General features: G+C 69.8%; 16 protein-coding genes and 1 pseudogene. 7 read left to right on the forward strand and 10 right to left on the reverse strand.

The genetic code is table 11. The features are described from left to right. Positions 1-88 precede the first annotated feature (88 nt). Entirely contained in the window at positions 89-1,546 is a 1,458-nt protein-coding gene (locus PLE19_09905) for a hypothetical protein (GenBank protein HPD15255.1), read from the forward strand. Between the two features lie 48 nt (positions 1,547-1,594). Here PLE19_09905 and PLE19_09910 read toward each other — a convergent pair whose 3' ends face one another. The 10 genes and pseudogenes from PLE19_09910 to PLE19_09955 form a co-directional block, all read right to left on the reverse strand. Continuing rightward, entirely contained in the window at positions 1,595-3,328 is a 1,734-nt protein-coding gene (locus tag PLE19_09910; protein HPD15256.1) for a cation:proton antiporter, read from the reverse strand. Positions 3,329-3,486: 158 nt separating this feature from the next. Further along, a pseudogene (locus tag PLE19_09915) lies at positions 3,487-3,669 on the reverse strand (Rdx family protein). Positions 3,670-3,720: 51 nt separating this feature from the next. Next, a complete protein-coding gene (locus PLE19_09920; GenBank protein HPD15257.1) occupies positions 3,721-4,665 on the reverse strand; it encodes a hypothetical protein in 945 nt (314 codons plus the stop codon). A 309-nt stretch (positions 4,666-4,974) separates the two neighbouring features. Further along, a complete protein-coding gene (locus PLE19_09925) occupies positions 4,975-7,329 on the reverse strand; it encodes a family 10 glycosylhydrolase (protein HPD15258.1) in 2,355 nt (784 codons plus the stop codon). A gap of 132 nt (positions 7,330-7,461) precedes the next feature. Continuing rightward, positions 7,462-8,268 (reverse strand): PEP-CTERM sorting domain-containing protein, encoded by an 807-nt coding sequence (locus PLE19_09930; GenBank protein HPD15259.1) that lies wholly within the window; start codon positions 8,266-8,268, stop codon positions 7,462-7,464. 350 nt (positions 8,269-8,618) lie between these two features. Continuing rightward, positions 8,619-9,527: a hypothetical protein gene (locus PLE19_09935; GenBank protein ID HPD15260.1), complete on the reverse strand. Its 909-nt coding sequence runs from the start codon at positions 9,525-9,527 to the stop codon at positions 8,619-8,621. Between the two features lies 1 nt (position 9,528). Next, entirely contained in the window at positions 9,529-11,571 is a 2,043-nt protein-coding gene (locus PLE19_09940; GenBank protein HPD15261.1) for a PQQ-binding-like beta-propeller repeat protein, read from the reverse strand. Between the two features lie 72 nt (positions 11,572-11,643). Beyond that, positions 11,644-13,947, reverse strand: a complete 2,304-nt coding sequence (locus PLE19_09945; GenBank protein HPD15262.1) for a VCBS repeat-containing protein — start codon at positions 13,945-13,947, stop codon at positions 11,644-11,646. Between the two features lie 9 nt (positions 13,948-13,956). Then, positions 13,957-17,790, reverse strand: coding sequence for a tetratricopeptide repeat protein (locus PLE19_09950; protein HPD15263.1), 3,834 nt, complete (start codon positions 17,788-17,790; stop codon positions 13,957-13,959). A 116-nt stretch (positions 17,791-17,906) separates the two neighbouring features. Further along, positions 17,907-19,253: a carbon-nitrogen hydrolase family protein gene (locus tag PLE19_09955; protein ID HPD15264.1), complete on the reverse strand. Its 1,347-nt coding sequence runs from the start codon at positions 19,251-19,253 to the stop codon at positions 17,907-17,909. A gap of 228 nt (positions 19,254-19,481) precedes the next feature. Between PLE19_09955 and PLE19_09960 the strand changes: the two genes are divergently transcribed. The 6 genes from PLE19_09960 (at position 19,482) to PLE19_09985 (ending at position 25,950) form a co-directional block, all read left to right on the forward strand. After that, complete coding sequence (locus PLE19_09960) at positions 19,482-19,811, forward strand: nucleotidyltransferase domain-containing protein (GenBank protein HPD15265.1); 330 nt, start codon at positions 19,482-19,484, stop codon at positions 19,809-19,811. Then, positions 19,808-20,209 carry a HEPN domain-containing protein gene (locus PLE19_09965; GenBank protein HPD15266.1) on the forward strand — a complete coding sequence of 134 codons (402 nt, stop codon included), beginning with the start codon at positions 19,808-19,810 and terminating at the stop codon, positions 20,207-20,209. The genes PLE19_09960 and PLE19_09965 overlap by 4 nt, the downstream gene beginning before the upstream one ends. Before the next feature lie 59 nt (positions 20,210-20,268). Continuing rightward, a complete protein-coding gene (locus PLE19_09970; GenBank protein ID HPD15267.1) occupies positions 20,269-21,285 on the forward strand; it encodes a zinc-binding dehydrogenase in 1,017 nt (338 codons plus the stop codon). Between the two features lie 136 nt (positions 21,286-21,421). Further along, positions 21,422-21,808 (forward strand): VOC family protein, encoded by a 387-nt coding sequence (locus PLE19_09975; protein HPD15268.1) that lies wholly within the window; start codon positions 21,422-21,424, stop codon positions 21,806-21,808. 61 nt (positions 21,809-21,869) lie between these two features. Further along, the gene (locus PLE19_09980) at positions 21,870-24,725 is read left to right on the forward strand and encodes a calcium-binding protein (GenBank protein ID HPD15269.1); all 2,856 of its coding nucleotides are present in this window, start codon (positions 21,870-21,872) and stop codon (positions 24,723-24,725) included. 124 nt (positions 24,726-24,849) lie between these two features. Next, positions 24,850-25,950, forward strand: coding sequence for a glycoside hydrolase family 20 zincin-like fold domain-containing protein (locus tag PLE19_09985; protein ID HPD15270.1), 1,101 nt, complete (start codon positions 24,850-24,852; stop codon positions 25,948-25,950). Positions 25,951-26,560 lie beyond the last annotated feature (610 nt).

The following is a 26,560-nucleotide window of genomic DNA, read 5'->3' on the forward strand; positions in this document are numbered from 1 at the left end:
TCGACAAGCGTGGTTGCGGCAAGACCCTCCCTGCGTGTAGATTATAGGTTCGACGCCGCACATGCAACTCGCACAGGAGGATCGCAGGATGACCGCTGCCGAGTTCACCCTCATGGCCTGTTCGATTCTTGCCCCGATCACCGCGCTCGCCGAGGGGCCGCCCGAGGCGAAGTGGGACATCGCGTCCCTCGCCCGCATCGTGCAGCCGATGAAGCACGACATGAAGGGCCGCCTGCCGCTCATCCTGTGGAACTTCCCCCTGCCCCGCAACGACCAGGCCGCGAAGATGCGCGAGGACGGCTCGCTCCGCAAGGCGATTGACGTGTTGGCCGAGCGCGGCATCGTGCCCACCGTGGAACTGGGCTGGGAGTGGACCCCCGCCGGGGCAATGGCGATGGCCAGGACCCTCGACGAGGCCGGCTGCCCCGTCTTCATCCTCCAGCCCGACTGCGAGCTGCTGGAGAAGGGCGCCTGGGCCCACTGCACGGTGTGGGGCGAAGGCCCCGACGCCACGCGGAAGAACGAGACCCGCAAGTGGCCGTGCCTGCCGCTGGCCGACCCGCGCGACGGAGCCGAGCGGGTGCGCAAGATGCTCCAGCCCTTCAAGGAGGCCGGCATCCGCGTGGCCGGCGTGTGGTTCGACGACGAGGCCCTGCCCCACCCCTGGAACGGCTGTTTCGAAGCGCAACGCAAGTCCGAAGAATGCCGCAAGCACTACCCGCCCGGCGTGCTGGACGATTTCAAGCGGTTCAATGAATGGACGTATGCGCTGCGCTCGCGCCTCATCGTCGAGATCATGGCCAGGCCCGTGCGCGAGCTGTTCCCCAACGCCATCGTCGGCAACTACGGCGAGTTCGCCTCCAGCGCCGAGATGCCGTTCGAGGGCCTGCGCCCGCCGCGCAAGCTCGACCCCAGCGTGCCCCTTATGCCCTCCGCTTACGCGAACACCAACCTGCTCCCTCGCCACTTCAAGCCTGATGAGCCCGTGACGCAGGAGAAGGCCGACGCCATCTACTTCTTCGACCTGATGCGCACCGTGAGCACCTGCAACGCCAACCGCCAGCCCGGCCAGCTCAGCATCCCGTTCCTCAGCCGCTACACGCCTGACAACCCCGACCCGCGCTTCCTGGTGCCGATGAGCCAGCGGGCCTTCCGCGAGGTGGTTTGGCACACCTTCCTGCGCGGCGCCGCCACCATCTACGTGTTCAACCTGGGCTATCCCACGCGGCCCCAGACCGTCACGCCCGCCCTCTCGTTCGAGTCGGTCGAGGACGTGCGGAGCGTCTACGACGCTCTCCTCGCCCACCGCGAGTTCCTCGACAAGGGCGAGCCGGTGAACTTCAGGTTCCCGCCGCTCTTCAGCGCGGAGCCGGTGTGGTCGGGGTTGCGGCTGGGCGACCGATGCCTGGTGCGCACCTTCACCCTCGGTGCCGTGGCCGCCAAGGTCGAGGTCACCCCTTTCCCCGGCGTCACCCTCACCCTCGACGCCCCGCCCGAGGGCGCGCTGCTTGTCGTCCACAACGATGGCCGAGTCCGGAGACTCTGACGGGCCGCGCTAAGTCAGCCGGCCGACACGCAGCCCTGACCCCCGCCCTCAACTGGCCGGGTTCCCGCCTACCGTAGCAATCGGGGCAGCGGCCAGCCTGCGGATGACTTGCCACATGGCATCGGCATCCTTCGCCGCGAGGAGGGCTTCGCGGTTCGCCGCCACGCCCATGGCCGCAGCCAGGGTGCGCAGGACTCGGAGCTGCTGGACCGGCTCGCTGGTCGGCGTGACGACGAGGAACAGGATGCGCACGGGCAGGCCGTCGGGGGCGTTCCACTCGAGGCCGGCCGGCGCCAGGCCAACGGCCACCACAGGCTGCGGGGCAGTGGCGAGGCGCGCGTGGGGCACGGCGATGCCGTTGCCGAGCGCGGTGCCCATGGTGTTCTCGCGCGCCAGCGCGGCGGCGGCGATGGCCTCGGCGTCGCCCTCGGGCAGATGGCGCGCCGCCACGGCGCACAGCTCGCGGATCGCCTCGTCGCGCGAAGCCGCCCGGAGCGCCGGCACCAGGGCGCTGCGGGCGAAGAAGGACGCCACCCCCTCGGCGCGCAGGCCGCGCAGCGCCCACTTCATCCAGGGGCCGAGGGCCAGGGTGGACGCCAGGGCGCCGAACACGATGGCCACGAAGACCGCCTCGGAGATCACGTGGAACTCAAGAGCCAGGATGCCGACGACGATCTGCATCTCGCCGCCCGGCGTATGGGCCACGGCGATCACGTGGCGCTCGCCGGCCGGCCGGCCCGACAGCCGCGCCCCCACCCACGCCCCCAGGAAGCGGCCCGCCACCCCGATGGCCAGGATGAACACCACCAGAAAGAGGTCAAACTGGGCCAGAAAGTCCACCTTCAGCCCGATCGAGGCGAAGAACAGGGGGACCAGGATGGCGCGCACCATCTGCGCGATGACGTGGCGGGTCTTCTCCGACAGGGCCTTGGCCTCGCCGGCCATGATGCCGGCGATGAAGAAGCCGAAGAGTGCGTGGATGCCGATCTGGAGGGTGATGGCGCCGCCCAGCATGCCGAGCAGGCAGATGAAGGTGAGCGACGTGCCCGGCTCGGGCAGGCCCCAGCGATGGAAGGCGGCGAGCGCGCGGTCCGTGGCCAGCCGCCCCAGCGTCAGGCACGCCACGGCGAAGGCCACCGTGGCGGCCAGAATGAACGGCACGGTCGCGAGGTTCATCCCGCCCTCGGTCGCGTAGCCCAGGATCACGGCGAACACGATCCAGCCCACCACGTCGTTGATCGTGAGCGCGCACAGGATCAGCAGCCCGGTGTCGCTGCGGTACAGGTTCAGGTCCTGCATCACCCGCGCCGTCACCGGCAGCGCGCTGATGGTCATGATCGTGGCCACGAAGAGCGCGAAGAGAAGGCGATCGCCGCCATCGCCGACATAGGCCGCCGGCAGCAGCAGGCAGGGCACGAAGGCCACCAGCATGGGCAGCACGAGGTCCGACAGCGAGATGAGGGCCCCCTCGCGCCGCTGCCGCCAGGCCGCCGTGAAATCGGTTTCCAGCCCCATCTGGAGCAGGAAGAACAGGATGCCCATCCAGGCGAGCGTCTCAAGCATGCCCGACTGGGCGGGGTTATCGGGGAAGATGGCCTGGCGGAGCGCCGGGGCGACCCGCCCGAGGATCGTGGGGCCGAGGGCCACCCCCACCAGCACCTCGCCCGTGATCGCCGGCTGCCCCACACGCGACAAGAGGATCCCCGCCGCCCGCGACAGGCCCAGCAGAAGGATCACCTGCACGAGGAACAGGAAGAGATTGGTTTCGTCGAGATAATGCACCCCGGCTCATCCCTCTGCGGCGGCAGGCTCCTCCGTCGTCACGCTCACAACTCCCGCTTCGCCAGCATAGCGCCTGGTTCGACCCCTGGCAAGCCCATCGCGAGGGCCGAGCGTGCCCGCGGAGCCTGTCCCGCGCCGCGTGGAACGGATGGGCCGAGTCAATCGAGCCCGAGTTCCTGCACCAGCTCGCTCACCTCTCCCTCGTCGGGGAAGCGGCCGGTCTTGTGCTTTGAGTACACGAGCTTGCCATCCACCGTCACGTCGAAGATGCCGCCGCTGCTTTCGATGAGCTTCACCTGGGCGTCGAACGCTTGCTTCAGCTCGACTGCCACACGGGCAGCCGTCGGGCGATAGTTTCAGGCCGTGCAGTACTTGATCTCCACGTTCACAGGTCATCTCCTTTCCACGAGGGCGGAGCGGACGAAGGCCGGGGCGAGGGGCGTGAGGCCGAGAGGGGTCTGCTTGATCTGGTTGGCCTTGCCCTCGACGGCCGTGGCGGCGAGGAACCCCGCGCAGCATCGCGGGCAGTGCTGGGCCGAGAGGGCGATGCGGCGGGCGAGCTTGGCATATTCCTTCTGCCGCGGCCTGGGCGCGTGCTCGGCGAGCAGGGCGCGGAAGCCCTCGGCGTCGCCCGCGGCTGCCTTCTCGGCGAGCGCGCCGAGCAACGCGGCGCCTGCACTCCAGGCCTCCTCCTGCTCCTTCGCGTAGGCCGCCTGGCCCTCGGCGTCGTTCTTCCTCACCCTGCGCGGCGCCACGCCCGCGGGGATGAGGCCGAGCGACTTCGTGCGGAAGTAGACCTGGCAGGTGTTGCAGTAGGCCTTCTTCCACAGGATGATCGGCACGACGAGGCTGCCGAGCACGAAGCCGGCGACCTCCAGCGCCCGCAGGCCATAGCCCCAGGCGCCCAGCGGCTGACCGGGCATCCCGCCCGCGCCCTTCCACGCGAAGGCGCGCGTCGCGGCGTCGAAGTACTCCCAGAAGCCCAGCGGTGTGCCGTCCCGGTAAACGGGCTTGAGCACCGTGTACTCGATATACTGCGCGGCGAAGTAGGCGGCGATCTGCACGAGCACGATCGTCCACAGCAGCATCTTGGTGATCTTCACGCCGGCGAACCACGAGGCCAGGCCGTAACCGCTGGCGGCCGCCAGGCCCACGAGAATGGCCCCCACGGGGATCACGTAATTGGCGTACCAGCCCATCACGTTCGCGTCGGCATGGCGGTTGAGCAGGTAAACGCCGAGGAGGGCCAGCGTGGTGGTGATCAGCCCCGCGCCCAGGACGAGGCGAACCTGCCCGCCCGTGGCGACGGGGGCGGGGGTGGGTTCGCTGCTGCTCATGGCTTCTCTCCTGAGTGTCACGTCTCGTGTTCGGCGCGTTCCAAGATAGCGTGTGGGACGTTTCTCGGCAAGCTCACAAGGTGCGCCGCTGGCCGTCAACGCGGGCGATGGGGTCGGCGTGCTGCTCAGGGGCTGGGCGCCAGGGCGTCGCCACGTATCGCCTCGATCCCCCCGGGCCCCCGGCCTCGTGGGCGCGGTCGGCGGCCATTTCGTTATGCACCTGGCGCGGAGCTTTCCCTTCCGCGGGCCAGTATTCGCGCCCTGCCCCGGTCGGTTCCATTCGCGCAGATTCGCGCGATTCGCGGTCCATCACTCTCTCCTCGTGATCCCCTTGCCGCACAGGGGCACGATGTCGCGGGCCTCGGGGGCGCGGTACTCGAAGATGGTGAAGCCCCTCGTGCCCAGCTTCCGCGTGACGCCGATGAAGTCGATCAGCTTCACGATGTTGTCGCCCGGGGGCCAGACGCCCAGGCCGATGCCGGGATAGCAGGGCACCTTGCCCGCCCACTCGGTCTGCTGCTTCACGAGGTTCTCGAACGACGCGATGTGCGGCGTGTAGTCCATCGGGCACACGAAGTCGAGCCAGCCCTGCTCGCACCAGAGCTTCCAGTCCTGGCCCACGTTGTCGCGGTCCACGGCCCAGTTGGGGAAGACGGCGGCGGAGATCTTCACCTTGGGCTTGGCCTTGCGGACCTGTTCGGCGGTGGCGGAGACGACTTTGGTGATCTGCTCGCGGCGGAAGTCGAGCCATTTCTGGCGAATCGCATCATCCTTTCGCGTGTCGGCGGGCCAGTTGGCGACCTTCGCCCCGATGGCCTTCTCAAAGCGATCGCGGCAGCCGGGGCAGAAGCAGCCCTCGGGGCCGGGGTAGCGGATGTAGTCGAAGTGAACGCCGTCCACGTCGTACTTGGTGGCGACCTCCACCATCGCATCAATCTCGAGCCTCTGGTTGTCGGGGTGGGAGGGGCAGAGCCAGGTCGGCTCGGGCTTGCCGCCGAACATCACCTGGGTGCGCCCCTCGGCCTTCATTCGCGCGAGGAAGTCCTTCGGGGCGTTCCAGCCCATGTTGTAGTTGACCTTCCAGACGTGGCACTCGACGTGGTGTTTGCGGCAGGCGGCGACGCAGCGGGCGATCTGGTCGCCCTTCTCCTTCACCTCGGGCGCGACGGGCAGCACGGAGCTTTCGTAGTAGGCCAGGCCGCCCCAGAGCATGTTGGGCAGGATGGCGGTGAAGCCGTTCTCGGCCAGGACCTTGATGGATTCGTCCCACTCCATCCCCGCCGGCCCGAAGGCGCTGTGGCACCAGAAGGCCCGGTGCTCGCCCCTGAGGGGCTTCTGCGCGGCGCAGTAGGCGGCGATGGCGGCCTGATGGGCTTCGGCGGCGGTGGCGATGGCCCCCGGGAACTCTCTCTCCGCGACCAGCCGAACCGCCTTGTCCCTGAGCGCCCTCGCCGCACCATCGAGGTACTCGAATCGCCCGAACTGGCCGATTCGCTGGATGGCCGCGTTCGCCACCTGCTCCCAGAGCTTCGGCTCGAAGTGGCCGAGCATGGCGAGAACGAGGCGGTCCTTGTTCGCCAGGTCGTCGGAGAGAAGGACGTGGGTCATGTGGATCGCGTGTTCGGAGACGATAATGGCCGGCTCCCCGGTCGGCTCGCCCCTGTCGTTGAACCAGTTGGCAACGACGCGGCTCTTGCCCTCGACGGGTTGGACCCGGAGGATGTTCCACGAGAGCTGCCTGGCCGCCGGCGGCATTCCCGCCAAGCCGTCGCCGGCCTTGCGGATTTCGGCGAAGTGGCCGCGATACTTCTGCGGCACGTGGTCGCCGCCCGCGATACCCACGAGGTCGCGGAGCTGCCACGGCGGGGCGTAGAAGGAGATGAGCCTGCCGCCACCGCGCAGGAAGTCGCCAATGGCCGCGGCCACGGGGTCGAGCAGGCCGGGGTTGTGGGGCAGGATGGCGATCTTCTTGCCCTTGAGGCGTTCGACGGTGACATCGAGGTCGCTGATGACGGCGTAGGCGAGGCCGAGGCGGTCGAGGGTGTCGGCCACGGCCTTGGTGAAGGTGGCGACGGACTGGGCTTCGTCGGGGCGGGTCTTGGCGACCGATTCGCCGCGGAGGATGGCGATGGGCGCGTCGGCGCCCAGGAGGCCCAGGTTGGCGATGAAGAACTCCGTGTCGCGGTTCGCCCCGCGCCAGGCGGAGATGCGAATCGTGTCCACCGAGCCCCAGCCGGCGGGGGTCTCCTCCATTCGCGTATCGGTCTTCTCGATCTTCACGCGGGCCCACTGGCCCGCGGCCTCGGGGGCGAAGCTGGTGGCATACCAGCCGCCGCCGCTGCGAAGGTAGAGGCTGAACTGCGACACGGGCGACGCGTCGGCGCAGTAGACGTCGAACTGGAGTCCCTGGCAAGCCGTGAGGTCGAGCTTGAGCTCGCGGTCCCAGGAGGCGCGGTCGTGCTTCGTGCCCTGGAAGTTGCAGGGCAGGCGGAGCGCGCGGCGGCCCTCGATGGCCGCGGCCTCGGCGGGGGCCGTGCCCCACATGGGCTTCCAGGCGGCGGGCTGGGCGAGGTCGTCGGCGAGCGGGTAGTTGGCCTTGGGCGGCGGCTCGACCGCCCGCGCGGCCGCGGCGACGGCAAACAGGATGCTGAACGTCCTGAACATGGCTGTGGCCCTCGGAGTGCTGGGGGTCCCGCAGGCGATTATACCGGTTCGCGCGGGCCATGAAAAGAGCCGACGCGGCTCGCGCCGCGTCGGCCCCTCGCGCACTCCAGCCGCGTTCGCCCCCCTCCCGAGCTAGCCGCGCTTGCGTCGCCTGCCGGCCAGGGCCAGCAGGCCCCCTCCGATGAGCAGGAGGGTGGACGGCTCGGGCTGAACCGCGACGTGGTCCCAGGCGTTCCATACCCAGAACGGCGGCAAACCCTGGCCCCCTTCCGGGGGCGGGAAGAAGTTGCTGAACCCGCCCGTGATGTTCTCGTCGAAGCGCAGGATGGTGATGCTCGAGAGGTCGAAGGCGCTGCCCGGCACGTTGTGGATGAATGGCGAGCCGGCGAAGGTGGGCCAGTTGGACGCCCCCGTGACCGGGTCAATCACGAGCGTGGACCACTGGCCTGCCGGCACCTCGCCCGGCCCGCCCGCGTGCCAGATCCATTCGCGGTAGTTGCCGAACTGGTCCACGATGTTCAGCGAGAAGAGCGTGCTGACCACCGGCGGGAAGATCGAGAACTCGATCACCGTGTTCTTGAGGTTGGGGTCCTGGGGATACACGTAGTCCCAGGCTGCGGCCATCCGTGTGTCTTGCCCCAGCGGCTCGGGCGGCCCCCACGCCATGACCAGACCCGGCTCACCTTGCCACGGGCTGCCCATCACGTAGAGTTCAGGCGTGAAGAAGAGGGCCGATTGGTACTCGGGGGGCCATGCCTCCTCCTCCCGAACCATCTGCTCGAACACGGGCCCCGGCACCGGCTTGATGCGCCCGTCGCTCAGGGCCGCCTGCCATTCTGCCTGGGTGCCGATTCGGAAGATCGGCGTCGCATTGGCAGCCGGCAGACACAGGAAGACGGCGAGGAGGACGACAACGGGTAACTCTCTCCGAGTAACCATGGCAGCACCTCCACAAGACCGCGCCGCTGCGATTGGTAAGCGCTCCAGGTGCTCTATTCCCCTTCATGTGTAAGGCGCAGCAAACCGCGTGCCGCTCACACGCCTCGTCGCTGATCACTGGCGTCTTCGGATCGGAAGTGGAACTCACCAGGATGCAACAACTTGTGCAATATGCCTGGTGAGGTGCGCAGAGGCAGACCGCGTTCGTGGGGCGGGACCCGAAGGGGCATGTTGCCGTCCGTCAACATCTGCGTGATGGTCTGGGCAGTGGCATGGTCGTAAGAACTATGGCGACATGCCCTTCAGGCCATGTTGCCTGGCGGCAACATCGCGTGACGAAAGTCAACATGCTAAGGGGCGGGCGGCAGAGCTGGTCTTGGTGGAAGGCCGGGGGCCGGGCTGGGCGGCGCGTCGTCGGCAGGCGGTTGGCGGAACGCGACGAGTGTAGGGAGTTCGAACGGGTCGGGGATGGCCAAACGCACGAAGGCCGCGCTTGGACGCTGCAATTCAGGCGCCCTGGCGATGGCGGCGAGGCGCGAGAGGTCCCAGGTCGGGTCATCGGTCGTCGCGGGGCGGTCGGCCTTCGGGACGAAGGCCGCTGAGACAAGTGGCGCGAGGCGGGGGTCAGGTGATACGGCATGGGCCAGCGGCACCGTGGGCATCGCGGGCACGCGCGGCTCGAAGGGGCTGCGGTCCCAGGCGAGGGGCGGCTGATCGGTCGTGGGGCGAAGGCGCGCGGCCTGCGGCGTGTCGGCGGCCACGCGACGCGGGCTTTCGACGGGCCGCGCGGGCGGCACCGAGGCCACCCGTGGCGCCAGGCTTCGGCCAGCGTCGCTGCCCAGGGGCAGATGTACGACGTTGGCGGCGTCGGGTGCCGCCGCATAGGCCCCCGGCGCGGCTTCGAGCCTTCGGAGCGGCGGCGGCACGATGGCGAGGGGCGGCTTATCCACCGTCGGGCGCAGCGGGGCCGGGCCGCGCTGGTCGCCGGGCAGAAGCCGCGGTATGCCGAAACCGCCCGCCATCGGCAGCCACGGGCGGATGGGTGCAGGGACTAGCGTGCCGGAGGCCGCGGCGCGCGGTGCGGGCGCGAGGGGAGGCAGCACCGCCTGGGCGGCGGCGCCGCCCGCGGTGTCCACCCGAACAATGGGGTGCGGCTCGGCGGCGCCGGCGACGGCAGCCGGCGGCCACAGGCTGGATGCCTGTGCCGCCAGGCAGAGGCAGATGTGGAGCAGTTTCGTCGGCGTCAGGCTCAGGCTCACGCTACTTGGCCTCGATGATGAGGGTCACGGGGGCGCCTTCGTCGGGCAGCACGTACTTGTTGGTCTCCATGCGCAGGAGCGTGGAATCCTTCATCGTGAGATTGGTCTGGAACACGGTTTCGTCGGTGACGGGGAAGAGGGTGATGAGGGTGCCGCCGAGGTCGGCGCCGTAGGTCTTGAGCGGTTTGTCGGGGTCGGGCTGGCGCATCACGGAGCCGGTGAAGTGCCACTTGAGGGGGGGCAGGGTCTTGCCGGTGCGGCGGTCCACCATCGTGCGTTCCATCGGCAGGAGACGCGGCTTGCCCTCGATGAAGCCCGGGACGGCGAGGAAGATGTTCACCTCGGGGCCTGTGGCGGGGCTCTCGTCGCCGCGTGCGGGGCTGCCGGGCTTGAGGCCGAGCTGTTCGAGGGCCTTGTGGATGTCGCTGGGTTTGACCTCGAAGGTGACGACGGTTTCGTGGGCCTTCTGGCCGTGGGGCGCGGGGAAGGTGGCGACGACCTCGAGGGGGTAGATTTCCTGGAGGTTGGGCAGCTTGCGCGGGGCGATGTGGGCGGGGATTTCGATGCGGCGGCGTTTCTTGTCCACGTGGAACGTGGCGACGGGTTTCTGGGCGGCGCCGGCTTTGTCAGAGACGCAGACGACGGCGCAGGGGACGTCGGCGGCCGAGGTGCCCTCGAGGTTGCACGTGGCGAGGTACAGGTCGCCGCCGTGCACGAGGGGCGAGCCGAACACCATGCCCGGCGCCTGCACGGCGGGGTCGGCCGCCACGTCGAGGGTCCACTGCACCTTGCCGTCGGCCAGTCCCACGGCATAGAGCACGCACTTGAGGTCGGCGACGTATACGGTTTCGCCGGCGAGGGCCGGCCCGGCGAAGAAGGGGTTGGGAGCGAGGAACTCCCACTTCTGTTCGCCGGTCTGGACGTTCCAGGCCCGCACGCGGCCGTCGGTGCAGGTGAAGACGGCGAGGTCGCCCTGGACAGCGATGGCGGAGAGGACGCCGCCGGGCAGGTCCTTGCGCCACTTGATCTGGCCGTTGCCGAGGTCGAGGGCGAGCACTTCGCCCTGGGCCTTGGGGATGAGCTTCTTGTCGAAGCGGATGCTGCTGCACCCGACGAGCACGAGGTTGCCGATGACGGTGGGGCCGGCCCAGGGGTTGATCTTCAGCGGCGTCTCCCAGAGGAGGCTGCCGTCGTTGGCGTTGAGGCACACGAGCGCGCACTTGCCGACCTTGTCTTCCTCGATGTAGGCGGAGCCGGCGAGCACCCGGTCGCCGGCGACGGCGACGGGGGCGTCCACGTGCCACTTGCCCTCGCCCTGGCGCCAGAGGAGCTTGGGGGCGGGCTTGGGCAGCGCGTCCTCGCTGGGCGGGATGGCGAACTGGGGGTCCTTCTTCTTCTCCTCCTCGTAGCGGGCGGTGAGCTCGGCCCAGCGCTGGGCGATGAGCTTCTCGATGGCCGTCAGGTCCTGCTCGTTGCCGTCGAGGGTCACGCGCTTGAGGTCCACGCACAGGATGCCCGCCTCGCCGCCGCCGGCGTAGACGCGGCCGTTGTGAACGGTGGGCGCGCCTTCGAGGTGGACCAGTTTGCCTGGCAAGGGGAGCTGCCAGAGGGGACGGCCCGTGTCGGCCTTGAGGGCGTAGAGGATGGCCCCGTCGGTCTGGTGCATGCCGTCGCCGAACACGATCAGGCCCTCGACCACGGCCGGCGAGCAGACCATGGGGAGTTTGAGGAAGGGGGCGCTTTTCGACCACACGATGCGCTGGGGCGCGTCGGCGTCGGTGTGGAGGACGTGGAAGACGCCGGTGTTGAAGGCGCCGAGGCCTGAGACAAGGAGCGTCTTGCCGAGCGGCACGGGCGATGCGATGAAGTGCTGCTGGGCCTTGAAGACCCAGTGCACCTTGCCGGCCTTGGGGCCGGGCTGGCCGTCGAGGCAGCCGGTGCGTTCGGGGTTGCCGCGGTGGGTCGGCCAGTCGGCGCTCTGGGCCGCGCAGGCGAAGAGCAAGGCGGCCAGTGCGAAGTGCGGAGTGCGGAGTGCGGATCTCATTGCGTCAGGTTCTCGCTCTGCTTTCCGTGGCTCTTCTGATTCGCGTAGATTCGCGCGATTCGCGGTTTCAGCTCACTTGCCCTGGGCCAAACGGGTGGCAGCGGCCAGGCGGGCGGGGTCGCCCAGGAAGATGGCCGATTCCTGGCCCTCGTTGTTGAACACAACGTCGGGCACCTTGTCGCGGTTGAAGTCGAGCACGGCGACGCCGCGGGTGTTGAAGATGCGGTAGCGGAGGCCGAGTTCGTCGGTCGCGTCGGTGAAGGTGCCGTTGCCGTTGTTCTTGAGGTAGCGGTTGGGTCCTTTGAGGCAGCCGAGGAGGAGGTCGAGGCGGCCGCGGTTGTTGACGTCGGCCCAGGTGGCGCAGGCCACGTGGCCGAGGGGCAGGGCGAGGTCGCCGGCCTTGGCCGTGACGTCGGTGAAGCGGCCCTGGCCGTCGTTGCGGAAGAGCTTGCCGCCGGCCGCGCCCTGGGGCACGAAGAGGTCGGGGGCCTTGTCGCCGTCGAAGTCGCCGAACACGGGGGCCACGCGGCCGGCCTGGTAGGCGATGCCCGAGTTGGCCGCGCCGGCGAAGCCGGTGGGCAGGTTGAGCACGAGGTAGCCGGTGCCGGCGCTGTAGAGGAAGTCCTCGCGCCCGTCGCCGTTCACGTCGGCCACGGCCAGGTGGTCGCCTTTGAGGCGGCCCGCGAGGCCGTGGAGGCCGAGGCCCATCTTGTCCGACACGTCCTCGAAGAGCGGCGGCACGGGCGGGGCGATCTCCTGGGGGGTGGCGAAGTAGAAGGCGAACTCGCCGGAGCCGTTGCAGATTTTCATGAGGAGCTTGTTCTTGCCGGCCTGCATCTTGAGGGTGAGTTTGGCCTGGTCGGGCGCGCAGCCGCGGTCGGTGTTTTCGGCGTGGACCTTCTGGCCGTTGAGCCACACGGTGAGCGTGTCGTCGCTGCCGAGGGAGACGGGCAGGTCCATGGCGCCGGGGAGGTCGAACTCGCGGTAGACGTAGACGGCGGCGTTGTCATTGGACTCGGGGGTGAAGAGGGCGAGGTTGCTGATCTGGCCGTCGGTGAAGGGGCCTTCCTTCCAGGTGACCTTCTGGTTGTTCTTGCCCTGGTATTCGGCCTTGAGGTCCACGCCGCGCTCGGGGGGATAGACGGCGTCGAAGCCGCGGCGTTCGGTGTTGTCGAAGGGGCCGGCGTAGTACCACTTGCCCACCTTGGGCGCGTCGGCCTTGGGGGCCTCGTGGGCGATGTTGCGGTAGAGGCGCAGGCCCTGGAAGCCGTCGGCGAGCAGGATGTCGGGGCGCTGGTTGCCGTCGTAGTCAATCCAGGCGGCGGCCGTGGTGTTGTAGTAGTCCTGGCGGGGGAGGCCGCGGCTCACGTCGGTGAACTTGGCCTCGCCCTCGTTGCGGAAGAGCTTGGGGCCGAGGGGGGTGGCGAGGAGGAGGTCGAGCTTGCCGTCGCCGTCGTAGTCGGCCCAGGCGGCGGCGTAGGCGCCGGTGCCGAGGGGCAGCGACACCTCGTTGAGCGATGTGCCGCCGTTCTGGAGCACGGCGACGCGGCCTGCGCCGAAGAGACAGAAGTCCATCTTTCCATCGCCGTCGAAGTCGGCGGGCGCGATGCCGCCGGCCTCGGGGTCCACGCGGGTGACCGAGGAGTAGTGGGTGAAGCCGGGCATGCCGAGGATGGGGCCGAATTCCTCGCCGCCCCAGCCGACGAAGTCGCGCTGGGGGTTGTAATCCTGGAGCTTCAGGCTGGCCTTCATGCGCTGGATCTTGCCGTTGCGCAGGTGGCAGGCCTGCTTGTCGTCCACCATGCACGGCACGATGACCTCCTGGCCGGCGAGGATGGCGGTGACGTAGGGGACCAGCCTCTCGGGCTTGCCGGCGTAGGAGCGCAGGAGGAAGGGCTCGGCGTGGCTGAGGGCCCACCATTCGCCGGCGTAGACCTGGTACCAGTAGTTCTGGATGCACATTTCGCCGGCGCCGCCGTTGTGGAAGAAGACGGCCTGCTGGCCCGGCTCGGCCCAGGCCATGATGTTCTGCCACTCGCGGGGATGGAAGCCGCCGCGGCCGATGTTGTGCTTGATCACGTCGCCCGGATGCGTGCCCTTGATGTCGCGCACCTTGCGGTAGACGATGAGGTTTTTCTCCTTGTCCACACTCTCGACACGGCACAGGAGGATGTTGGTCGAGTCGGCGATCAGCTTGCCGAGCGTGAAGGCGGCCTCGATGTAGGCGAGGGACGCGCCGGGGGCCAGCAGGAGGGCCAGCGCGAGGATGCAGGACGCGTACCGTGCGGTGCGTGACCTGGCCAGGGTCGCGTGCCGTGTACCACCTGCCGCGTGCCGCGCCATCTGGAATCTGGAACCTGCGCTCTGTGATGCCACGGGCGACTCCTATTTCTTCGGCGGTTCGGCGGCCGGCTTGAGCGCGGCGAGGCCTTGTTCGGCGGCCTTCGCCCACTCGGTGCCGGGGAATTCCTTGGCGACGCGCTGCCAGAGTTTCGCCGCCTCGTCGGGCTGGTTGAGGCCGATATAGGCCAGCGCGGCCTGGCACAGGGCCTGGCCGTTCAGCTCGGGGTAGTCGTAGGTGTAGGGCACGGCGAGGAGCGCCTTGGCGGCCTCGGGGTAGTTCTTCTGCTCGAGGCGGCACAGGCCGATCTGAAGCTGGGCCTTGGCGCCGAAGATGGACACGGTGCAGCGGGTGACGAGGGCGTACTGGTTGACGGCCTGATCGAGCTGCTTCATCATCTGCCAGGCCCAGCCGAGCTGATAGCGCCCCTCGTCGGCCCAGGGGCTGTTGGGATAGCGGTTGACGAGGGCATCGAGGGTGTTGCGGCACTGGTCCCACTGGCCGGCCTGGGCGAAGGCGTGGCCGAGGCGCAGCACGGCGCGGTCGCTGACGCCGGGGATGTTGTGGAACTGGCCGTTGTCGCGGAAGGGGAGGAGTTGCTCGATGGCCTTGGGCCAGTCGGCCTGCTGGAGGAGGGCCTCGCCGGCGAGGTAGCGCACTTCGCCGGCGAAGGGGGTGGCCTGGTTCTTCGCCACGGCCTGCACCTGGGCGAGGGCGGCCTTGGCGTCGTTGCGGGCGAGCAGGAGGGTGGCGAGGCGCAGGCGGATGCGTTCGGCCAGTTCGAGCGGCGGGTTCTTCTCGAGGGCCTCGGCGAGCAGCTCGAGGGCGCCGTCGGGGTTGGCGCGGCCGGCGCGCAGCTCGGCCAGCTCGAGGCGGGCCTGGATGGCCGGCACGGCGTCGGGCGCGGCGGCGATGAGGCGCGCGTAGGTTTCGTGGGCCAGCTTCTCCGAGGGCTGCGCGGGGATGGCCGTGAGCGGGAAGTCGGGCGGGCGAATCTCGCCGGGGTTCAGGGCCGCGGCGCCCGGCTTGCCGAGCCGCGCGAGGGTCTTCGCCACGGCGTCGGCCTGAAGCGCGAGACGCGCGGCCTCGATCTCGGCGTCGGCCAGCACGCGGTAGCACCAGGCCAGCTCGTAGAGGGCGCGGAGGCCCGCCTCGCTGCCGGGGGCCTTCTTGCCGAGTTCATCGGCCTGGGCGCGCAGGAACTCCACGGCCCCCGCGATGCCCTTGAGGCCCTGCTCGATGGCGGCCTTGGCCGCGGCGATCTCGTCGGGTTTGGCGCCCGGCTTCGTGGCGTTGGCCTTGGCGGCGGCCATCGAGGCGACCAGCTCCTCGCGCAGGCACTGCCCGGCGCGCCACTGGGCGTTCACCGCCTCGGGGCTGCCGGGGAACTGCTTGGCGATCTGGTCGAACACGGCGCGGGCCTCGGGCAGCTTGCCGGCCTCCTTGACGGCGAGGGCGTGCTCGTACTGGATGAGCGGCACCCACGAGCTGCGGGCGGGGTCGTTCTTCACCCGCTCCTCGTGCTGGCCGCGGCACTCTTCCATGAGTTTCATGGCCTCGGGCGCGCGGCCCTGCGCGCGCATCAGGCTCGACAGGCGCACGAGCGCCAGCGGGGCCACGGGCGCGTTGCGGAAGGGGTCGCCGCGGAAGCGCCCCAGCTCGTTCATCGCGTTGCCCGGGTCGCCGAGCAGGGCCAGGCACTTGGCCCGCTCGAACACGGCGGAGGGCATGGCGGGGTCCTGCGGGAACTGCTGCATGAAGCTCTCGTACACCTGGCGGGCGGCGCCGAGGAGCTTCTGGCGCTCGGCCGGCTCGACGAGCACGGCGCCGATGCGCTGCTGGCAGTAGCCGAGCTTGAGCATCGCGTCGGGGGCCTGGGCGCTCTTGGGGTTGGCCGCCACGAAGCCCTCGAGGAGCTTGGCCGCGCGCTCGCACTGCTCGATGAGCTTGGCCGCCAGCAGCGCGTCGTCGGCCTCGGGCGGCAGCGTGCGGATCAGGCAGTCGGCCAGCAGGTACGACACGAGGGCCAGGTCGCCCGTGCGCTCCATTTCGGGGATGGCGCTGAGGACCTCGATGGCCTGGGCATACTGGCCCAGGTGGTAGTGCGACGCGCCCATGCCGTGGCGCGCCAGGTTGGCGAACTGGAACTCGGGGAACTGCTGGAGGAGGCGCTGGTAGCGGGCGATGGCCTCGGTGAACTGCTTGGCGAGGTCCTGCGGGTTCACCTGGCCGGGCTTGGCGGTGGAGGCGGCCATGAAGGCGTTCTCGGCGGCGCGGAAGAGCACGGCCGGCAGCAGCGTGCTCTTGGGGAACGTTTGCTCGAAGCGCTGGGCCGCCTCGTCGGACTCGCGGTACATGCCGCCGAGGTGGAGGGCGGTGACCTGGCGTTGCAGGGCTTCCTCGGCGCGGTCGGGGTTGAGCTTCTCGTTGAGCACCTGGGCGTAGGTGCCGGCGGCCTCGCGGAACATCCTGGCGAGCTGCTGGGTGTCGGCCATCTCGAGCAGGATGTCGCCGCGGCGGAGCTTGGCGATGGGGTCGTTCTGGGCGAGCTGGTTCGCGCGGTCGGCGGCGCGGCGGAGGAGTTCGATGGCGCCGCGCACGGCCTGCTCGTAGGCCGGGGCGTTGTTGGGGTCGGCGGCGCCCACCTGGCTGCGGGCCAGCCACCAGAGGGCCTGGTCGCCCAGTTGCGGGTGCTCGGCGAGGGGTTGGAGGTTCTTGATCGCCTCGGGGAAGTTCTTGAGCTGCATCTGGCAGAAGCCCACGCGGAGCTGGGCCTCGGGCACGAGCGGGTTCTGGGGGAACTGCTGGAGCAGCGCGGTGAAGCCGGCGAGGGCCTCGGCGAAGCGCCCGTCCTCGGCCTGGATGAGCGCGAGGTAGAAGAGCGAGCGGATGACGTGCTCGGGCGGGGGGTTCCTGACGAGGGCTTCGAGGAACTCGCGCTGGTCGTTGCGCAGCGCGGCGGGGTTGCCGAGGGCGGCCTGGGCGGCCTTCTTGTGCTCGTCGTAGGCGGCGAGCACGGCCTTGTACTGGTTGGCGGCCTCGGCGCGTTCGCCGGCCAGGTGGTGGGTGCGGGCGAGCAGGTAGCGGGCGTGGATGCCGAACTCGTGCTGGAAGGGCGCGAGCTGGCTGAGGGCGCGGCCGGCCTCCAGGTACTCGCGCAGCGCGAACTTCGCGTAGCCCAGGTGGTAGAGGGCGAGGGCGCGGTACTGCGTCTTGCCGAGCACGGGGTCGGCGAGGAGCGCCGCGGCCAGGTCGGCCGCCTCCTTGAACTTGTCGGTGCGCAGGAGCATCTCGGCCTGGTCGCAGCGCGAGCGGGCCGCCCAGTCGAGCTCGGGGTTGGGCGGCGCGCCGGCCGCGGGAGCGGGCGCGGCCTGGACGCGCTGGGCGAAGAGGTCGGCCGCGGCGGCGAAGCTGCGGCCCGCCTCTTCGAACTGCGGGCGCGCCTGGTTGCGGAAGTTCTGCGCCTCGTTGGGCTTGGCGTCGGCCTCGGCGAGCATCCGGTAGCCCAGGCCGCGCCGCGCGACGCCCATGTAATGGAGGGCATAGGGCCGCTCGGCGAATTCGGCGTTGCCCACCACCTGGCCCAGCTCGTTCATCGCATTCTGGTAGTCGCGCGCCGGCCCCTCCAGCAGCGCCAACGCCATGCCGTAGCGGGCCGACACCGCATCCTTGTGTCCCCCGAAGCGTTGGAGGAACTCGCGGAAGCGCTCGATGGCGAAGGGGTAGTTCTGCTCGTTGTAGGCCTTGCGTGCGGCGTTGAGCACGAGCTTCGCCTGCTCGTCCGGCGGCATTTCGCCGGCGAACATCGGCAGGACGAGCAGGGCCAGGCTCAGCGCGGACAGGATGCTCCCGACCTTCCGAGGGAAGTCGTGTCTCATCGGAGTCTCCGGGCCTGATGAAATGCTCACAGGGGACGAGCCGTATTCTAACCTTTTTGGGCTTCGGGATACAAGCCCTTCTGGCGTCAGATTCGGTGTGCAAAGGTAATTGGTTGTCACGGCTCCGCCGTCAGCGGGCCGTAGGTGCCCGGCATGCGGTCGCGCGGGCCGATGCTCCGCCAGTGCCCCACCCACCACAGCGGTTCGCGGGCCGCCAGGTCCGCCTCGCACCAGGCCACCCCGTCGCGCCCCTGGTTCGAGGCCAGGATGCGTCCCAACGGGTCTATGACCATGCTATTGCCGTCGTATACAGAAGGCACAAGGTAGAGGCCGTTGTCGCGGGCGCGCACGCGGAAGACGGTTTCGCCCTCCACGCGCCCCTCTTTGTCCGCGAAGGTGGTGCCCCAGGTGGGTGCGAAGAGGATTTCGGCGCCCCGCAGGGCAAAGGCCGCCGCCGCCTCGGGGAAGAACCAGTCGTAACAGATCTGGATCGCCACGACGCCGAAGTCGGTCTTGAACACGGGGTACTCGCCGCCCGGGGCGATGCCCTTGAGCCACTCCTCGCGGGGCAGGTGCACTTTGCGATAGGTGCCGGCGAGCCGCCCCTCGCGGTCGAGCAGCACGGCCGTGTTGTAGAGGAGGTCGCCGTCGCGCTCCATCAGCCCGGCCACCACCCACAGGCGGCCGCGGCGGGCCGCCTCGCCCAGGGCCTTGGTCGAGGGGCCGGGGACCGGCTCGGCCACGTCGGCGACCGACTTGTTCGTGCCCACGAGCGTCAGCGCCTCGGGCAGGCACACGATGTCGAGGCCCAGCTTGCCCGCGGCGTCCACCTGCTCGCAGAAGCGCTTCAGGTTGCCTTCGGGCGTGCCGCCCTTGGGGCGCAGGTAGACGGTGCCGATCTTCACCTTCCGCGCCGCCGGCATCGGGGCCGGCCGTACGCTCGCGCGCTTCCAGAGCACCGAGCCGCCCTGGGGCCACTTGACTTCGAGCGACAGCCGCGCGCCGTCGGCCTCCTTCGGCGCGACGAGGACGTCGCTGAACCTCTTCTTCCCGCCCTCCCCTGCCGGCCCGCGCACGTACTCGCCCGCCGGGTGCACGGCCTCGCCCTTTGCCGTCCACAGCACCCGCACGAGCGCCGAGCGGAGGGGCGAGGGGATGTCGCGGAGTTCACAGCGCACCTCGATGGCGTACGCCTGCCCGCCCCGGATGCCCCGGAGGTCCTGCGTCACGCCGCCCACGGCGAACGGCTGGCCTGCGCTTTCCACCCGCAGGCCGCCCTGGGCCAATGTTGCCGTGCAGCCGGCCTTGTCCCACACGGGCCGCAGCGCCGTCCACCCTGCGGGCAGGCCGCCCTGCCCTGGCTGCGTGAAGTCAGGGTTGGCCACCAGTTCGGGCGGCTCGCCTTCGGCCGCCAGCGCGCACGCCAGCGCGCCCAGCATCAGCACGCCTGTCAGAGTCGTCACCGCGCATCTCCTTTCGCCTCGAGGCCCAACGCGACCACAATGCCCGGAATCGCCCGCGAAAGCAAGCCGCGTTGCGGACGTCCGAGTAGCGCAGGGCCATGGCACCTCCCTGGGAGGTGAGGGGGCTGGCGGGAGAAGGGGGCGCCAGACACTGTGGTGCTTGACATGCCCGCGGGCCTGTCCTATTCTTGACTATGGAAACGAGCGGTTGCCGGAAAGGACTGAGCGGTGGTCAAGACACGCGACGAGGCGTTGCGGGTGGTTCGCGAATTCCGCGCGCGCCTGGCGGAGATCTACGGCGCCCGTCTCAGGGGCGTCTACCTCTTCGGCTCGTTCGCCCGGGGTGAGGCGACCGAGGATTCGGATATTGACGTTGCCGTGGTTCTGGCCGGCACGCTCAACCCGTACCGCGAGAGCGAGCGCACGAGCGCGATCTTCGGCGAACTGTCCCAGCGCGAGCATTGCCTCCTCGTGCCCTTTTTCCTTTCCGAGGGCGAATACGAGGCGCAGCAGTCCGCCGTGGACAGGAGCATCGCGGCCGAAGGAGTGCCCGTGTGAAGCAGGACGTTCAGGACCATCTGGCACGGGCCGAGGAACTCCTCCGCGCGGCCCAGGACCTTGCGCGGCTGGGTTACCCATCTGATTCCATCAGCAGGTCTTACTATGAGCTCGTCCATGCCGCCACGGCCGTGTTGCTGGAGCTGGGCATCCAGCGCAGTTCCCATCACGCCGTATGGGCGGCCTTCGGCCAGTTCATCACCGCTCCCGGCCTTCTGGAGGCCCGCTATCACCATGCGGCCATCCGCCTCTTCGCCGACAGGTCACGCGCCGAGTATCGCGCCAAACCGGGCGGCACGCGTGAGGATGCCGAACGCGACCTGGCCGTCGCTCACGAGTTCGTGGCTGCCTGTCGCTCCCTTCTCGAACAGCGGGGCCCGCAAGGCGGAACCCGCTGATTCCCAAGAGGCGGTCGGCCCAGGCCCCGCAGCCCCCCCGTCTGCGAGGAGCGCATCGAATGAAAGTGTCCCTGTGGTACAACAACCGCGACATCCGCCTCGAGGAGGCGCCCACGCCCCGGCCCGGGCCGAACGAACTGCTCGCCCGCGTGATGGCCTGCGGCATCTGCGGCAGCGACGTCGTCGAGTGGTACCGCCTGCCCCGCGCGCCCCTGGTGCAGGGCCACGAGGTCGGGGCGCAGGTGGTCGAGGTGGGCGCCGCGCTGGCGGCCAAGTACAAGCCGGGCGACCGGGTGTTCCTCGCGCCCAAGGTGCCGTGCCTTCAGTGCCGCTATTGCAGGGAGGGCCACTATCCCCAGTGCTCCGTGGTCAAGGAGCGGCTGCCGGGCGCTTTTGCGGAATACGTGCTGGTACCCGGAATCATCGCCGAGAACGGCTCGCTGCCTCTGCCCGACCACGTGACGTATGACCAGAGCACCTTCATCGAGCCCCTGGCCTGCGTGGTGAGAGCGCAACGGCTGGCCCGCGTGAAAGCGGGGCAGAGCCTGCTGGTGCTGGGCTGCGGCATGTCGGGCCTGCTGCACGTGAAGCTGGCCCGCGCCCAGGGCGCGCGGGTCGTGGCGTCCGACATCAATCCTCGGCGCCTGGCCTGGGCGCAGAAGGCGGGCGCGGCGGCCACAATCAACGCCGCCGAAGACGTGCCCCGGCGCCTCGTGGCCGAGACGGGGCGCCTGGCCGATGTCGTGGTCCTGTGCACGTCGGCCCTGTCGGCTTTCGATACCGCCTGGAAGAGCGTGGACCAGGGCGGCACGGTGGTGGTCTTCGCCGTGCCCGGCCCCGAGAAGGCCACCGTGGTGCCGCTCAACGACTTCTGGCGGAAAGAGATCACGATCCTCACGTCGTACTACTGCGGCCCGCCCGACTGGGAGCAGTCGCTCGACCTCATCGCCTCGGGCCGGATCGTCGTGGACGACATGATCACCCACGTCCTGCCGCTGAGCCGGACGGCGGAGGGCTTCCGCCTCGTTCTCGATGGCCAGGAGTCGCTCAAGGTCATCATCCGGCCGAACGAGTAGCGACGCAAGGGGCGGACGGGGTTTGTAGTGCGGCCTTCAGGCCGTACCGATACGGGCTGAAGCCCGCACTACAAGCGTGTGCCGGCTGCGGGCTGCCCGTGGCAATGCCCATGGCGGCAGCGACCGGGGGAACCAGATGAACCTGCTTCATGTTGCAGTGACTGCCAGTTCCGAGGACCGGGCCGATCGCTTCTACACGGGCCTGCTCGGCCTTCAGAAGGCGCCGCCCAAGGCCCTCCCCGCGGAGATCGGCCGCGCGCTGTTCGGCGTGGACCGCGAGTTGACGATCATCAACTACACAGGGCCGGCGGCGCACTTCGAGGTGTTCATCTCCCCCGCGGCGCCCGCGGCGGCGCCGCGCATCGAGCACACGTGCCTCGCCGTCGGGGACCTGCCCGAGTTCCTGCGCAAGTGCGAGCAGCTCCAGTTCGGCATCCTCCGCGTGCCCAAGGGCGCGTCGCTCATCACGTTCGTCCAGGACGCCGATGGCAATCTGTTCGAGATCAAGGAAAAGAAGGGTTGAACTCTCGCCACGGAGTGATAAAATTGGGGGCTGGACGGCGAACCGACATGAGGTACCCGTGATGACTACACGCCGAGCGGTGGTGTGGGCGGTGCTGGCAGCGCTCGCGGCGGGCCTCGGGTGGCAGGCGATGGCCGCCCGCGCGGGCACCGCGTGCAGGGTCCGGGGCCTGGTGGTCACTCCCGAGGGGCTGCCGGTTGCGGACGTGACGCTGAGCTTCTCGAATGGCCTGCCGCCGCAGGTTACCGACCGCCTGGGCCTCTACGCCGCCACGGCGCCGGCCGACGGCGAGCCGTGCACGATCACGCCCAGCCGGCCCGGCTACCGCTTCGAGCCCGCTGCGAGAACGGTGTGGCTGTCGGGCGACGCCGCCGATGCCTGCTTCCAGGCCGTCCGCGAGAACCCCAAGGACGCCCGGCAGAAGCAGGACACCCCGTTCCCCGCCCCGCTCGGGGCCGTGGATATTGCGGTGTTCGCGATCAACAGCGGCGAGCTGTACGCCACCAGCCGCACCGTGACCCTCGACAACGTGTGCATCGGCAGCCCCACGCATTACATGGCCAGCGAGCTGCCGAGCTTCACGGGCGCCACGTGGCAGCCCTACTCGACCGCGCCCCCCTTCACCCTGTCGCCCGGCAACGACCCCAAGACCGTCTACTTCAAGGTCACCGATGGGGTCGGCGTGTCGGTCGTGGCGTTCGACTCCATCATGCTCCACCAGGCCGAACTGGTGGAGCTGACGGTGGACGGCCCCGTGAAGACGGGCTACGCGTGGCCCGCGGGCTATGAGAGCTGGTTCTTCTTCACGGCGGCCGCGGCCGACACCTACTCGATCGAGACCTGGCCCGGCAGCCTCGCCGACACCTACCTGGAGCTCTACGCGGCCGACCAGGCGACCCTGCTCGCCTCGGACGACGACTCGGGCGAGAACGACTGCGCGAAGATTGACCGCGCCCTGACGCCCGGCATCTACTTCGTCAAGGTGCGCGCCGGCGGCGCGGCCGACACGGGCACCTTCCGCATCGGCGTCTCCACCGGCGACACGAAAGTGACCATTCTCTCCCCGCACGGCGACCCCACCGCGACCACGCAACTCGAGGTGGGCAACTCGGAGGTCGTCTTCACCTCGACCGGCCCGGGCATGCTCGAGGTCGTGTGCCGCTTTGCCGTCGCCCCGGGCACGGTCGCGGGCGTGGCCGACAAGGTGCGGGCCTGCATTGAGCCGGTCGGCCCCCTGCCCCTCGTGTGGCAGACGCTGGACGGCGCGCCGTCGGGCTGGGCCGGCACCGTGGCGGGCAAGCCCCCCACCGCCCACAGCGCCATGGGCAAGGCCACCTACAACCCCGCCACGAGCCGCTACGAGGTCAAGGCCGTCTTCGCCGGCTTGCCCGCCAGCAACGCGGCCTTCGGCCCCAAGAAGCTCTGGGCCCAGGTGGTGGACGGCGCGACCGTGGTGGCCCAGGCCGAGCAGCCGCTCGAGGTCTTCTTCCCCCGAACCGCCGCCAACAACCCCGGCACGGGCGTCAACGCCGGGCCCAACTGGTTCTACTACTGGAAGACCGGCAACGTGTGCGGCGTGACCACCGGATGGGAATACGAGGACGTGCCGAACAACTACGGCTTCTACGTGCCCGGCCAGAACCACATCAACCTCTGCGACCTCGGCGCCACCTGGAACAGCGGCCCCGAGTTCTACCAGAACGACCTGGGCGCCTGGATCGAGGTGGCCGGCCAGGGCATCGGGCCCCACTGCACCACCGAGGTCATCGCGCACGAGGGCCTCCACAAGACCATCTTCGAGTCCTGGGCCTTCCTCATCGCCGCCGCCGAGGCCGACGGCGAGGCCAATGGCGACGCCTACGACGACCCCGACGACGACGGCATCCCCAACGCCTTCGAGGGCTCTTACCTGGGCATCGTCACCGACCCCAACGACCCCGACACCTGGAACATGGGCGGCCCCTACGTCACCTATGGCGACCAGGAGATCCGCTGCCGCAAGATCGAACTCACCCCCGGCCTCACCGTCACCGACGCCGCCGACTGGGCCCACCCCGGCACCAACTCCTACCCCCGCTACCCCCAGGAGCTCGTCGCGCCCATCGCCGACCAGGACCAGCTCAGCGCCGACGGCACGGGCGGCGGGGACACGGGACAGGACGACGAGGGCAACCCCGGCAACGACCGCATCCGCCAGCACGGCGACCGCCTCGACAACGCCCAGACCGCCCACGGCGGCGGCGGCGACGACAAGATCGTGCAGCACGGGCGACGCGGCGCCGACACCCAAACCACCACCGGCGGCACCGGCAACGATGAAATCCGCCAGCGCGGCGGACGCGGCAACGACACCCAGACCGCCAACGCCGGCGACGGAGACGACCGGATCGTCCAACGCGGCAAGCGAGGCGACGACGCTCTGGCCGCCGACGGCGGCGAGGGCGACGACGAACTCAAGCAGAAGGGCGGCAATGGCGCCGACATCCAGACCGCCACCGGCGGCCCCGGCAACGACGACATCCGCCAGCGCGGCGGCGACAACGACGACACCCTCACCGCCGCCGGCGGCGAGGGCAACGACTTCATCTGGCAGAAGGGCGGCTCGGGCAACGACACCCTCACCGCCGACGGCGGCGAGGGCAACGACATCGTCTGGATGGTCGGCGGCGACCGCGACGACACGCTCACGTACCAGGCCAGCCCCGGCAACGACCAGGTCCGCCTCCGCGGCGGCGGGGGCAACGACACGGCCACCATCTACGCCAACGGCCAGAGCTTCAGGCTGCTCGACCGCGACGACCGGGTCCTCTACCAGCAGGGCTCCGGCGGCTCGGTCATCTACGCCTACGACATCGAATCCCTCACCGTCATCGGCAACGACGGCGTCACCGAAGTCTACACCGGCTCCGCCCCGTGAGCCCGCGCCTCCTCTCTCGGGCGGCGGCACCCACCCCACCTGCGCGGTTTGACAGGCCGCGGCGCAGCGGCTATCATCGCAAGAGAACCGTCACGAGGCCCCCGCCCGGTTCCGAGGGCTGCCGATGAATCGCCTCCTCGTTCTCCTCTCGCTGGCCCCCGCGCTGGCCGCCGCGGCCGCCCGCGACGCGCCGGGCGTCCACGTGATCCCCGCCCCCAAGCGCATCACCCTCGAGCCAGGCGAGTTCGAGTTCGACGAGTACGCCGCGATCGTGGTGTCGGACCTCGCGACCCGCGGCACGCGCATCGCCGCCCGCGCCGTGCAGCTCGGCCTCCGCGAGCAGTTCGGGGTGGACGTGCCGATCCTCCGCATCTCCGAAGAGCGCAAGCACGGGCCGCGCAAGGACATCTGGATCGTCGAGCCGCGCACCATCCGCCCGCCCGACGAGCCGCCCAAGGGCAAGGAGCCCATGGGCGCCGAGCCCGAGCCGCGAGGCCCCGCGCCTGCCGGCTTCGCATCCGACGAACTCACCGCCCCTCCACGCCCCGCCCCGGCCAAGGGCGGCAAGAAGCCCGAGGAGGAGGAGCGCATGCTCCACTCGCCGGCGCGGACCATCGGCGTCCGCGGCCTCGCCTTCACCGACGAGATGGTCATCGAGGGCTACTTCATCCGCGTGGACGCCATCGCCGTCGTCATCCACGGCGCATCGGACGCGGGCTCGTTCTGGGGCGCGCAGACGCTCCTCCAGCTCGTGCGTCCCGCGCGCAAGGGCGGCTTCCTTCGCAAAGGGCGCGGGCCGACCATCCCCTGCCTGTGGATGGCCGATTGGCCCTCGAACCGCGAGCGCGTGGTGCCGCCGGCCATCCCGGTCCCGGCCGAGCCCGACGCGGCCGAGCGGTTCCTCAGGACCGCCGCGCGCTACAAGCTCAACGGCATCGCGCGCGGCGCCGTGCCCGACGACGCGGCGACCCGCGAGCGCCTTCAGTTCGCCGCGCAGTACGCCCCCGTGCCGTGCATCGAGAAGTCGCCCGCCATTCCCGGCGCCTCGCCGCTGCTCGCGCTGGCCTTGGAGGCCGCGGCGGAGGGCCGCACGCACCTCGCCCTCGCGGCCTTCGGCGAGGCGGCCTGGGGACCGCCCGACCCCACGCCCGAGGCATTCCGCCAGCTCTTCCCCGCCGAGGCGCCCGCGCCGCCCTCCGAGGCCACACCGCCCGCGGCGAAGTAGGCCCTCCAACGCCGAGCCCGGCCCCACGCCTGGCGCCTGCGCCCCCCTCCTCGCCAGAGTCTGCGAAACCAGACACCGCGCCGCCATACTTGCTCACCTCTCCCGCCGCCGACAGTTGAGCAACTATGGCGCTTTGGCGATCCGGGCGGCTCGGCGGCCTTTCCGCCCATACTTGCTCAATTTCCTCCCCCTCTAGTTTGAGCAAGTATGGCGCGTTGGCGCTGCGGGGCCTTCCGCGGCTGTTCCCGCCCACCAGAGGAGAAGACAGCCTAAAGACTGGACTCCCAACAGGTTATGCACTCGTTCGTAGTCCCGGCTTCCGGCGCCGGTGCTTTATCTTCACGCCATTCCTCCCCCCTCCCATGCTGGCTCATCCCGCAGATGAGCGAGCATGGCCGGAGACGCGAGAATCGCCAATCCTCGCCCTTCTGCCCATGCTGTATCACTCTCCTCCTCACAGGGTTGATACAGCATGGGCGCGCCGCGCCCTCCCGGGGAATCGCTGGGCTTTCCTCGCCCCACGCTCTGCTCCCTTATCTCTCCCTACGTTTTGCTCCCTTTTCTCGTCCCTACGCTCTGCGTGGGGACGGGCCTCTTGGCCGCTCCGCGG

The sequence above is a fragment of the Planctomycetota bacterium genome (genome assembly GCA_035384565.1).
GTDB lineage: Bacteria > Planctomycetota > PUPC01 > DSUN01 > DSUN01 > DAOOIT01.